This window comes from Pseudomonas sp. RA_5y_Pfl1_P24 (assembly GCF_963970945.1).
In the GTDB taxonomy this organism is placed as follows: Bacteria; Pseudomonadota; Gammaproteobacteria; order Pseudomonadales; family Pseudomonadaceae; genus Aquipseudomonas; species Aquipseudomonas tritici.
On sequence record NZ_CAXAOJ010000019.1, the window covers coordinates 83,321 to 95,091 of the forward strand.

10 protein-coding genes are annotated in these 11,771 nt (G+C 60.4%); 4 read left to right on the top strand and 6 right to left on the bottom strand.

Annotation, left to right across the window (positions count from 1 at the left end; genetic code table 11):
- Nucleotides 1–2 precede the first annotated feature (2 nt).
- Genes AACY30_RS25220 through AACY30_RS25230 form a run of 3 tightly spaced genes read left to right on the top strand, consistent with a single transcriptional unit; the run spans nucleotide 3 to nucleotide 3,917 of the window.
- Nucleotides 3–1,430, top strand: coding sequence for an O-antigen ligase family protein (locus AACY30_RS25220; RefSeq protein WP_339541304.1), 1,428 nt, complete (start codon nucleotides 3–5; stop codon nucleotides 1,428–1,430).
- Nucleotides 1,430–2,839: a murein biosynthesis integral membrane protein MurJ gene (murJ, locus tag AACY30_RS25225; RefSeq protein WP_339541299.1), complete on the top strand. Its 1,410-nt coding sequence runs from the start codon at nucleotides 1,430–1,432 to the stop codon at nucleotides 2,837–2,839. Before AACY30_RS25220 ends, murJ begins: the two co-directional genes overlap by 1 nt.
- Nucleotides 2,840–2,861: 22 nt before the next feature.
- Entirely contained in the window at nucleotides 2,862–3,917 is a 1,056-nt protein-coding gene (locus AACY30_RS25230) for an acyltransferase family protein (protein WP_339469018.1), read from the top strand.
- A gap of 153 nt (nucleotides 3,918–4,070) precedes the next feature.
- Here the strand turns inward: AACY30_RS25230 and AACY30_RS25235 are convergent, their stop codons facing one another.
- The 5 genes from AACY30_RS25235 to AACY30_RS25255 all read right to left on the bottom strand — a co-directional run bounded on the left by AACY30_RS25235 (nucleotide 4,071) and on the right by AACY30_RS25255 (nucleotide 8,693).
- Nucleotides 4,071–4,652, bottom strand: coding sequence for a DUF4174 domain-containing protein (locus AACY30_RS25235; protein ID WP_339469020.1), 582 nt, complete (start codon nucleotides 4,650–4,652; stop codon nucleotides 4,071–4,073).
- Nucleotides 4,653–4,816: 164 nt separating this feature from the next.
- Complete coding sequence (locus AACY30_RS25240) at nucleotides 4,817–5,449, bottom strand: glutathione S-transferase (protein WP_339469021.1); 633 nt, start codon at nucleotides 5,447–5,449, stop codon at nucleotides 4,817–4,819.
- Between the two features lie 66 nt (nucleotides 5,450–5,515).
- The gene (locus AACY30_RS25245; RefSeq protein ID WP_339541300.1) at nucleotides 5,516–7,873 is read right to left on the bottom strand and encodes a DNA polymerase II; all 2,358 of its coding nucleotides are present in this window, start codon (nucleotides 7,871–7,873) and stop codon (nucleotides 5,516–5,518) included.
- Nucleotides 7,874–7,978: 105 nt separating this feature from the next.
- Nucleotides 7,979–8,443 carry an SRPBCC family protein gene (locus AACY30_RS25250; RefSeq protein ID WP_339541301.1) on the bottom strand — a complete coding sequence of 155 codons (465 nt, stop codon included), beginning with the start codon at nucleotides 8,441–8,443 and terminating at the stop codon, nucleotides 7,979–7,981.
- A gap of 79 nt (nucleotides 8,444–8,522) precedes the next feature.
- Nucleotides 8,523–8,693 carry a hypothetical protein gene (locus AACY30_RS25255; protein WP_339428133.1) on the bottom strand — a complete coding sequence of 57 codons (171 nt, stop codon included), beginning with the start codon at nucleotides 8,691–8,693 and terminating at the stop codon, nucleotides 8,523–8,525.
- A gap of 458 nt (nucleotides 8,694–9,151) precedes the next feature.
- Here AACY30_RS25255 and AACY30_RS25260 point away from each other — a divergent pair, with 458 nt between their 5' ends.
- Nucleotides 9,152–9,553: a GFA family protein gene (locus tag AACY30_RS25260; protein ID WP_339469025.1), complete on the top strand. Its 402-nt coding sequence runs from the start codon at nucleotides 9,152–9,154 to the stop codon at nucleotides 9,551–9,553.
- Nucleotide 9,554: 1 nt separating this feature from the next.
- On the opposite strand, the gene mrdA is transcribed toward AACY30_RS25260, so the two are convergent.
- Entirely contained in the window at nucleotides 9,555–11,447 is a 1,893-nt protein-coding gene (mrdA, locus tag AACY30_RS25265) for a penicillin-binding protein 2 (RefSeq protein WP_339541302.1), read from the bottom strand.
- Between the last annotated feature and the right edge of the window lie 324 nt (nucleotides 11,448–11,771).

Below are 11,771 nucleotides of genomic sequence, written 5' to 3' on the forward strand. Positions count from 1 at the left end.
AAATAAATTTACCCAGCCTCTTCGCGATCCTCTTCGGCCTGCTGTTTGGCGCCCTCGCGCTGCTGCTGTCACCGGCCAAGGCGTTCCTCGCCGTGATCGGCCTGGCCGGGGCCGTTACCATCCTGCGCTTTCCGTTCTGGGGCTTGTTGCTGTTTGCCCTGATCGCCACGTTCATGCCGTACTCCACGGTCAACCTGGGCATTCGCAGTACCGTCAGCGAAGCCATCCTGGCGCTAACATGGGGCGCGGTGCTGTGGCACAACTTCCTGGCGCACCTGCCCGACACACCGAGCCTCTCCCGCCGGCCTACCGACCAGATGCTGCTGTGGCTGATGCTGTTCAGTGTGTTCCCGTTTATCGTCGGCCAAGTCACCATCCACGCCGACACCAGCGGCGTGGCCAACTGGTTGCGCTGGTTGTTGAGCCTGTCGGCGGTATTCCTCTGCGCTAAATTGCTGGTGGATCACAAGCACCGCGAATCGCTGGTAATCGCCCTGCTGCTGGGCAGCCTGGCGATGCTGGTGCTGTCGATTGCAGTGTTTGTGCGCACGCGATCCGCGGCCGGCATTGCGCCGATCCTGGGGCTGTTCAACTACGCCAACTTCGACATGTTGAAGTTCGGCCTGGAGGCCATGTCTTCGCGCATGGGCTCGCCGTGGATGCACCCGAATGCCATCGGCGGGATCATGGCGTTGCTGCTGCCCCTGGCCTTCTGTTTCGGCATGACCGAGCAAGGCTGGAAGCGCGCGCTTGGCCTGAGCGTGGCGTGCCTGGGCGCGGCGGCGCTGCTGTTGGCCAGCAGCCGCGGCGCTATGGTCAGCCTGGCATTGGTGCTGATGTGGATGGCCACGCGCCGTGTGCCCTACACCGGTCGCCTGCTGATGATCGGTGCAGCGCTGACGGTGGCGTTGGTGATCGCTTATCCACCGTTGCAGGAGCGCCTGGCGACGATCTTTTCGTCGGATAACGCCAGTACCGAAGTGCGCTTCGACGAGTACCGCATGTTCCCGCAGGCGGTGGGGTCCTACCCGTTCGGTATTGGCTTCAAGGTGGATCCACCGGTACCGGGCACTCAGTTGCTGGGCATCTCGAACCTGTGGCTGAACTTCGTCTACAAGACCGGCATCGTCGGCATGCTGTTTTTTGTGGCGGTGACGGTGCGCTGGTGGCGTGAAGCGCGCCCGGACAGCGGCCCGATCCGCCTGACGAAAGACAATGCGCTATGGCTGGGCACCACCGCCGGGATTCTCTCGGCGCTGGTCAGCGGCCTGTTCGACCACTACTTCAGCTTTGCGGTGGTGATGGTCGCGCTGTTCTGGCTGATGGTGGGGATCAATGTGCTGGAGGCCCGCCGACTGTTTCCGGCGCGCCTGCCACAGGTAAAAAGCGTGGCGTTGCGCAAACCGCTGATTGATGGTGCGCAACCCTGATGCTGGGCTCCGCGGCCTGGCTGACCCTGGCGACGCTGCTGGGCTTGTGCCTGGGCTTCGCCCGCGAATGGTTGCTGGTGGCGGCCTGGGGTGCGGGTGAGCGCAGTGATGCGTTCCTGATCGCGCTGTTTTTGCCGGAGGCGCTGCGCATGTCTCTGGCTGGCGGTGTGCTGAGCGCCGCTGCGCTGCCGCTTTATCTCGCGCGCAAAGACGACGAGCGGCAGGGCTGGTTGACGGAGTTGTTTCCGACGTTGCTGCTGATCGCGCTGGTCATCAGCCTGCTGCTGACGCTGTTGGCGCCGTGGCTGGTGCAACTGCTTGGGCCGGGCTTGGCGGCCAGTGCGACGGCGTTGGCGAGCAGCAACTTGCAGATTGTCGCGTGGTGCGTGCCGGGGCTGATGCTGCATGCACTGTTCAGTATTCCGTTGCAGGCCAGCGAGCGTTTTGTGCTGGCAGGCTTGGGCTCATTGTTGTTCAACCTGCCGCCGGTGACCTACCTCGCGTTCGCGGGTACCGCCACCCAACCGCACTCCCTGGCACTGGCGTGCCTGGCCGGCAGCCTGTTGATGCCGTTGGCGCTGCTGCCGTCGATGTGGCGTCAGGGTTGGCGGCCATGGCATTGGCAATTGTCGTTGGCGCCACTACGGGAGCTGAGCCAGCGCATCGGTCCACTGTTGTTAAGCAATGGCGCGAGCCAGGGCCTGGCGCTGATCGAGCGGCTGGTGGCGTCGTTGCTGGGGGAAGGCGCGGTGACCTGGGTCAACCTGGCGCGCAAGCTGATGAACCTGCCGCTGATTGCGCTAATGAGCCTCAACCAAGTGCTGCTGGGCATGATGAGCCGTCGCCAGGGCGATGAACGCCTGGCCCTGCTCAAGCGCGGCCTGGAAACCGCCAGCGTGCTGACCCTGCCCGCTGGCGTTGGCCTGGTGGTGGCGGCACCGAGCCTGGTGGCGTTGCTGCTGCCCAAGCAATCGGTGGACTCGCCGTTGCCACTGTTGCTGGCCTGGTTTGCTGTGCCACTGGTGTTCGGCGCCTGGAACGCCTTGCTCGCGCGCTATGCCTATGCCGCTGGCGATACACGTCAGCCACTGCGCTGCGAATTGCTCGGTAGCCTGGTCAATGTGCTGCTGCTCGGCGCCCTGCCTTTTATGTTCGGCCTGGCCGGCATTCCTCTGGCTGCGCTGGCCGGGGTGATCTGCACCGCGTTACTGCTGATGCAGCGCCAAGCCTTGCTTGGCGCCCTGCCCTGGGCCCGGCATTGGCTGCTCAGTGCAGTGCTGATGGGCGTGGTGGCGCTGGCGCTGTTTCGGGTTGAAGGCGTGTGGCTGCAACTGGGGCTGGGCACCCTGACCGGCGCGGTGGTGTTGCTCGGGATGGGGCTGTGGCTGAAGCCGTGGCGTAAGGCATGAACGATCAATCGGGACAACTCAGATGAAACATCGCTGGATTCAAATGGATATTGCCAAGGGTATCGGCATCCTGGTGATCGTATTTGCCCACAGCTGGTTCGTCGCCACCTCGCCGGACTTGCTGTACCCGGTACTGGCGTCGTTTATCTTGCCGTTGTTCTTCTTTTTGTCGGGGGTGTTCTTCAAGCCTGAACAACCGTTCGTGGAGATGGCGGTGCGCAAGGCCGATGGCCTGCTCAAGCCGTTTCTCTTCACCATGCTCACCTATGTGGTCGTGCGCAGCATTCTGCGCGGCCAGCCGCTGCTACCGGATGTGGGTGGCGTGCTGTATGCCTCGGTGGACACCCTCCCGTGGCAGGCGCTGTGGTTTCTGCCGCACTTCTGGGTGGCGATCCTGTTCAGTTGGGTGATGCTGCGGTTGATCCAGCGCTTGAAGCTGTCGCTGTGGTTGAGCCTCGCGCTGGTGGCACTGCAATTGATCCTAGGCGCCTGGATGCTGCCGTGGTTCTGGCAACTGCCGGTCACCTTCGGCGAGCATACGTGGGTGCTGCCAGGCCTGCCGTTCAGCCTGGATATCACGCTGATCAGCAGCACTTACTTCATTGTCGGCTACCTGTTGCGCGATTGGTTGCGCCGGCACTCGGGTTCCTGGCTGACGCTGTTGATCTCGATCGCGCTGTTCGCCCTGGTGTTCACCTTCACCTGGGACACCATGGACCTGGCACAGCGTCGCTACGACCATTGGTTCTGGACCACACTGCCGGCCGCGATCGGCGTTTATGCCTGCTGGGCGCTGGCGCGGGTGCTGATGGTCTCGGCCTGGGTCACCCGGGCCATGACCTACATCGGCCAGAACACCTTGATCCTGCTGATCTTCCACGGCGAGATCCAGCACAAGTCCTTCGACCTGATGGAGCGCTTGGGGCTGCCTGCACTGCCGGCGGCGTGCGTGGGGTTTGTGGTGGCGGTGGTGGTGCCGTTATTGATCGGGGAAGTGATCAAGCGGGTGGCGTTTTTGCGGTTTTTCTACTTTCCGTTTCCAGTGCGTAAGGCGACCGGGGAGAAGGCGGCAACGTAAGGAACACTTGAAGATGCGCAGCATTGGTATCTACACATCTCGAGAGCAACCTGTGTGAGCGGGCTTGCCCCGCCCATTACTACAGGTTTGTGCAGATACTTATAGCCATCGCGGGCAAGACGGACGACGGACGCCCACAAAGGGTTATGTATATCAGTCGTCGAGTTGTTGCGAAGCTGGCTTACTGCCGTGCTTGGCCGGTTTGGCACCCTTGGCCGGCGCAGCAGCGGGTGCTGCTGGTTCAGGCTCTGCGGCCGCGGCCGCTTCTTTTTCTGCCATCGGCATTTGGTCGATAGCCGCGAAAAACTCCTTCAAGTCGAGGGTATCCGGTGGCACGGTCTTCTCGACTTTCTTCTCACCGTCCTTGCCCACCAGGATCACTTTAGTGCCACTGCCGGCGCCCAGTTTGAGGGCACGAATCAGCGCGTTGGTTTCGGGCGGCGTGAGCTTTTTGTTGTCCTTTGGGTCCTTGGCGAACTTCTCCCCTTCGGCACCGATGCTGCCGAATTTCACGGTGTAGAACACCATGCTGCGCTCTTCAAAGGACTGCTTGGTCGCAGGCTCGTCCAACTGTTTCTTTAGGGTCGCCAAGGTGTCGTTGCCAGCATCAAGCTCCACCACCACCAGCGGCCGGGCTTTACCCAAGTCCTGCTTGAGCGGGTTGATATCATCAGCAGCCAACAGCGGCCCCGTTAAAGCCATCAAGGTAGCCAGGGTCAGCGACCGGATGAGCATGCGCACCTCCTTTGAATTCCATGCAGGGTTCTTGAGTTTCATGTCTGCGACAGTCAAATTCAAGGATGATTCCTACATCACTTTAATAAAGCGTAGGTCAGGACGCCCGCTACGCAAGGGTTTGGTGGGTTCAACTGTCATTGTTTCCACTGATTGCGGAAACTTCATGAGACCTTCCACTCCGGCCAATGCCTCGCCAATACGGGGGCGACGATGGGGTCGGCATCCACTTGCGCCAGACTCTGGGCAAAGCTCGGCGCCAGCCCGTTCAATGCGTCCCGTGCCTCGTCCCAGCGCGACACCGCTGCGGCCATCAAGCCCAGTGCATTCGGTGTGTGGTTCGGGCCAAACAAATGCCCGGCAAACTGATCGGCAAATATCACCCAGGCCTGGTGCAGGTAGCGCCGGGTGCCCGTAACAAGCTGCGCCTGCACCGTTTCGTTGACGTCGCCGATCCAGCGTTGCGGGTAATCGATAATGCCGATCGCCGAATAGCAATTGGCCGCGATATACACCAGGCCGCGAATGATCTGCGCACGGTTGCCGGCCAGCAGGTCGGAGCCGGGAAACTCCAGGCCCAGATGGATCAGGATCGCTGCGCTTTCCGTCAGCACTTGGCCGTCGGGGGTGACCAGGCTGGGCACCTGTTTGAGCGGGTTGATACGGGCCAGCTCCGCACTGCCCTCACCTTCCGCCCAGGAGGCCGCGTCTACCCTTCGCCACGGCACCGCACATCGTTGCAGGGCGATTTCAATCATGCAGGAACCGGATTCGTCGATGCCGTAGAGCGTGTACATGGGCCTGTCCTCCTAGCGGTGCCTGCGCCCAAGAGTGCAAGTAACCACGGAGTCGAATCAAGTGTTTTAAAACAAGCCCATTTGCCCGCCGACCAGCGTGCTGAAATCGTCATTCACAAACGGCAGGATAGCGTCGGCCACCGGCTGCAATTGCCGGGTGACGTAGTGGTCGTAGTCGATGGGTGCTTGCCGCACTTCGAGGGGTTCCGGGCCGTTGACGCTGATAACGTAGCTGATCCAGCCACCGCGCTGGTATTGACGGGGGCGGTTCAGGCGGTCGTTGTATTCGTCCGCCAGGCGCGCAGCACGCACATGCGGCGGCACGTTGCGCTCGTAATCGTCCAGCCGTCGGCGCAGGCGTTTGCGGTAGATCAGCAACTCATCGAATTCGCCGCTCAGGGTACGGCGCACGTAGTCGCGTATGTAGTCCTGGTGGGGCTGGCGATGGAAGATGCGCTGGTACAGCTCCTGCTGGAATCGGCGGGCCAGGGGCGACCAGTCGCTGCGCACGGTTTCCAGGCCTTTGTAGACCATTTCTTCGCTGCCATCGCTACGCACGACAAGGCCGGCGTAGCGCTTCTTGCTGCCCTCCTCCGCGCCACGAATGGTCGGCATGAGGAAGCGCATGAAGTGGGTTTCGTATTGCAGTTCCAGGGCGCTTTGCAGGCCGAACGCCGTTAGCAGGTGCTCGCGCCACCAGTCGTTGACGTGTTGCACCAACGCCCGTCCAATGCGGCTGGCCTCTTCCTGGGAATGCGCGCTGCCGAGCCAGACGAAGGTGGAGTCGGTGTCGCCGTAGATCACCTCATAGCCTTGGGCTTCGACCAGTTCGCGGGTCTGGCGCATGATCTGGTGACCGCGCAGGGTGATTGACGAAGCGAGCCGTGTATCGAAGAAACGGCAGCCGCTGGAACCGAGTACGCCGTAGAAGGCGTTCATGATGATTTTCAGGGCCTGGGACAGCGGCGCATTGTGTTCGCGCTTGGCCACTTCGCGGCCTTCGGAGACCCGCGCGACGATTGAGGGCAGGCAGTGCCGGGTGCGGGAAAAACGCGCGCCGCGAAAGCCTTCCACCGACGCACTGTCATCGGGGTACTTGAGGCCTTCGATCAGGCCCACCGGGTCGATCAGGAAACTGCGGATGATCGACGGGTAGAGGCTTTTGTAATCGAGTACCAGCACCGATTCGTAGAGACCGGGGCGCGAGTCCATGACAAACCCGCCGGGGCTGGCCTGGGGCGGTTTGTCGCCCAGGTTTGGCGCGACAAAGCCCTGGCGGTGCATCAACGGCATATACAAATGGGTGAACGCGGCGACAGAGCCACCGTTGCGGTCAGCCGGCAACCCGGTGACGCTGGCGCGCTCCAACAAGAACTTGAGCAGCTCAGTCTTCTTGAAAATCCGCGTGACCAGCTCGCAGTCCTTGAGGTTGTAGCGTGCCAGGGCGGGCTTGTCCTCGGCGAACATGCGGTTGATTTCGTCCATGCGCTGGTACGGCGTGGAGATGTCCTTGCCCTCGCCCAACAGGGTTTGCGCGACGTTTTCCAGGCTGAAGGATTCGAAGCTCCAGGTGGCCGAGCGCAGGGCCTCGATGCCATCGATGATCAGCCGCCCCGCCGCCGCCGCGAAGTAGTGATTACGGCTACCGTGTTCGCGCCAGGCCATCGGTTCTTCGCCACGCCCAAGCATCAGCGGCACGTTGAGGCGCTGGGCGTGTTCGTGGAGGACACGCAGGTCGAACTGCACCACGTTCCAACCGATGATCGCATCGGGGTCGTGCTGGGCAAGCCATTGGTTGAGTCGTTCGAGCAATTGCGCGCGGGTGTCGCAGTAGTCGAGCTTGAAGTCCACTGCGTCGATGTTGTTCGGCGGGCCGAGCATGTACACCTGGCGTTCGCCACAGCCTTCGAGAGCGATGGAATAGAGATCGCCCTGGGCGGTAGTCTCGATGTCGAGGGACACCAGTTTCAGCGGCGGGCGGTAGTCGGGCGCGGGTTTCATCTGCGCGTCGCAGAGCACGCCGTTTGCGTCGGGAGTGCCACCGAACCACACCGGTGCGGTGATGAAACGCTCCATCATGTAGCGCTCGGGTGGGCGCACGTCACCTTCGTAGACATCCACACCGGCAGCGCGCAGGCGTTTTTCCACGTCCATCGCCTGGCGGTGCTGGCGGGTGTAAAGACCCAGGACCGGGCGGTGATGGAAATCGCACAACTGCAACGGGCGCAATTCGATGTCGCGCTCGCCCTTGAGCAGCCAATCCAGCGGCTTGCGATGGGCTTCGGGGATAAACATTACCGAGGTCTGCACGGGGAGGCGGATAAACCTCGGGCCGTGGTCGGTCGCCAGCCAGAAGCTCACCTCCGTGCCCGCCGGGGTATCACGCCAATGCCGGGTCAGGACAAAACCCTGCTGTAAATCCACCGTAACGCACCTCAGGAATCGCTTTCAGGGCGTGATTCTACTCGGCATCGCACGAGTGCGGCACGTTAACGCTCATGACGGCTGCCCCAACAATCATGATGCTGTTTAGGGCCCAGCCTGGCTCAGATAGGTTTCGATGTTGCTCATCTGTTCGTCCCAGCCACGGGAATTCATTTTGAAGGCTTTTTGCCGCCTCGCCTCAGGCACTGCGTCAAAACCCGATTCGACCACCCGTAGCAGAATGCCCGGAGCACGGTCTTCAATGGTGAACTCCACCAACGTCGGGGTCTCCTGGTCATAGTCGACGCCCTCTTCCACCGCGAACGGATGCCACCAGAAAGAGAACAGTGTTTGCGGCAGGATGCGTTCGATTTTCACCTTCCAGATCACATGTTCGTAACCTGGGTAGGTGATAGGCGCTTCAACGGTTTGCCCCGCGACAAACGCCTTGCCCGTGAGTGCAATCCGAAACCATCGGCCGAATTGTTCGGCGTCTGTCAGTGCTTCCCACACCCGTTTACGTGGAGCATTGAGCAGTACTTTTCGTTCTATGCGGTCGAATACGTGCATACGTCACCTCCTGCATTGACAGTAGGCGACATCGACTAATGCGCAACCTTTCGGTCACGCATTGGTGTTGCTACTTACTTCAGAATTTCCATTTGGCGTTGACCATCGCATTGCGCGGATCGCCGTAGGAACCTGAGTTGAATGTGCCCATGCCGTCGTAATATTTCTTGTCGAACAGGTTGTTGACGTTCGCCGTGAGACTCGCGGGAGGTATAGCCGCCGAACACGTTCCAGCCTGCGGCCAATTCACCGGAAATCTCAGTTTCGACACCGCGCGTGGTGGTGCCAGCGATGGCCTGGAGGTAGGCGTGCTCAAGGGCTTTTCGGCGAAAGCTGTATCATCATTCGCTTGGCAATCGTCACCAGAAAGTGCCGGGCCTCCTTCAAGTCAGCGGCCACCGGCTTCGCGCGCTCGGCCAGCAACAAACGGCTAAGGTGTCTTGAGCCAGGTCTGCAGCCTGATGGGAACAACCCAGGCGCGCAGGTAACCAACTGACCAACCAGCGGGGGTGGCCACTGTAGAGTTGGCCAATAGGTTCGTGGGTAGGATGGGGCCCAGCGGACAACGGCATAGTGATATTGCGCACGAATGAGAACGCCTCGCAATTTAGCGCAATGTAGGACTAAGGCAAATGGCTTGTATGACAGTGATGCGCAACGCGGCGGCAAAAGGTAGATTCTCCCCCCTCCCCCCTGAGGTGACGCACCATGACTGAACAGCTCCATGGAAGTTGTTTCTGCAAAGCCGTGCAGTATCAGCTAGACAGCTTGGATATGCCCATCAGCCACTGCCATTGTCACAGCTGCCGCAAGGTGCATGCGGCGGCCTTTGTGGCGACGGCCGGCGTGATGCGCGAACACTTTCGCTGGACGCGGGGCGTGGAGCTGCTGGCGTCTTTCGAATCTTCGCCAGGCAAACTCAGGCATTTCTGCTCGCGCTGTGGCTCGCATCTGATGGCAGAGCGTGGGCATCAACCCCATGTCATTGTGCGGGTGGCGACGCTGGATGATGATCCGGGTGTCACGGCCACCGCGCATATCTGGACAGCCCATGACGTGCCCTGGCTTGCCTACCAAGGCGTAGAGCAATGGGACGAATGGCAAGTATGATTTAAACCTTTGGGTCGCCAGGCGCCTTAGCCGGCGTCGCATATTGCGGTTTCAGGTGGCCTTCCTGATCGAGCAACCAGGCATCCATAATCTGACGTACTACCGGCCCCGCGACGCGGCCGCCGGCCTCGCCGTTTTCGATCATCACCGAGATCACGATTTTCGGATGCTCCGCCGGAGCGAAGCCGACGAACAAGGCGTTGTCACGGTGGCGCTCCTGGGTCTTTTCGCGGTTGTAACGCTCACCCTGCTTGATCGCCACCACTTGCGCCGTACCACTCTTGCCGGCAATGCGGTATTGCGCACCTTGTGCCGCCGCGCGTGCAATACCGCGTGGATCGTGCATCACCAGTTGCATGCCGTGGTTGACCTGCTCCCAATCGCGCGGGTCCTTAAGGACCACGTTAGGCATCGGATTTTCATCCACGGGCGGCACGCCGTTGATGGTCTTGGCCAGATGCGGTCGGTTCCACACACCTTTATTGGCGATCAAAGCAGTGGCCTGGGCCAGTTGCAGCGGCGTGACTTGCATATAGCCCTGGCCGATGCCGAGGATCACGGTTTCACCCGGGAACCACGGCTGACGCCGGGTGGCGCGCTTCCAGGCCTGGGATGGCATCAGGCCGGCTGACTCTTCGAACATATCCAGCGACACTTTCTGGCCCAGGCCGAATTCCGCCAAGTAGTCATGCAGGCGGTCAATGCCCAGCTTGTGGGCCAGTTCGTAAAAGTAGGTGTCGTTGGAGCGCATGATGGCGGCGTCCATGTCTACCCAGCCGTCGCCGCTGTGGTTCCAATTGCGGTATTTGTGGTCAAAATCCGGCAGTTGGTAGTAACCGGGGTCGAAGACACGGGTTTGCGCCGTGACGACACCGCTGTCGAGGCCGGCAATGGCGACTTCAGGCTTGATGGTCGAGCCCGGCGCGTAAAGTCCTCTAAGGACGCGGTTGAACAGTGGCCGGTCGATGGAGTCATGCAACGCGGCATATTCCTTGAAGCTGATGCCGGTGACGAACAGGTTTGGGTCGAAACTCGGCTTGCTGACCATGGCCAGCACTTCCCCGGTTTGCGGGTCGAGGGCAACCACCGAGCCACGGCGATTACCGAGGGCTTCTTCCGCCGCTTCCTGAAGGTGCACGTCGAGGCTCAGCACAATGTTTTTGCCCGGGATCGGATCCGTGTGTTTGAGTACGCGAAGTACGCGGCCCTGAGCATTGGTCTCGACTTCTTCATAGCCTACGTGACCATGCAGCTCGGACTCGTAGAAGCGCTCGATACCGGTCTTGCCGATGGATTGCGTACCGCGATACTCCACAGAGTCGAGCGTTTTGGATTCTTTCTCATTGATCCGTCCCACATACCCGATGGAATGGGCAAAGTGGGCGCCCAGAGGATAGTGGCGAACGAATTGCGGTTCTACGTCTACCCCAGGCAGGCGGAATTCGTTCACAGCCAGCAGCGCGATCTGTTCTTCGGTCAGCTCGTAAAACAATGTCACAGGCACGAAGGGGTGGCGTGCTTGTTTGAGCGCCTTGTCGAACACAGCACGGTCTTCGGTGGGCAGGTGCAGCAAACGGATGATGGCGTCCAGCTCACCTTTGAGGTCAGTGGCGCGCTCACGGGTGATGGTCAGGTTGTAGCTGGGGCGGTTGTCGGCAAGCACCACACCATTGCGGTCATAGATCAACCCGCGCGTTGGTGTGATGGGCAACACGTGGACACGGTTGTTTTCAGAAATGGTGGAATGATAGTCGTACTGCACCACCTGCAGAAAATACATACGGCCTACCAAGGCGCAGGTGATGCCAATCACTAACAGTGCGCAGGCGAGCAGGCGCTTGTTAACAAGGCGGTTTTCTTTTTCGTGATCTTTGATCGGTATCGGTTCAGGCATTTCTACAGCATCTCGTTAAAGAAAGTCGACGCCGCGTCCTGCGGATTAAAGATCAATCCCTGTGAAAATGTGCTGCACCATACCAAAAATGCAGAAACACTTTGTATCGTTTTACCCAACGGTATGCTGTATGAGGAATCTTTCATGGAGGCTCGGATTACAGCAAGGGGAACGGTGACAAGCCCTTCCTCCTGAGACTTTTCGACCGCCCAAAACAAAACCCCTGTTTGCGTTAGCAAACAGGGGTTTCGGAATTTAATCTTGACGATGACCTACTCTCACATGGGGAAACCCCACACTACCATCGGCGATGCATCGTTTCAC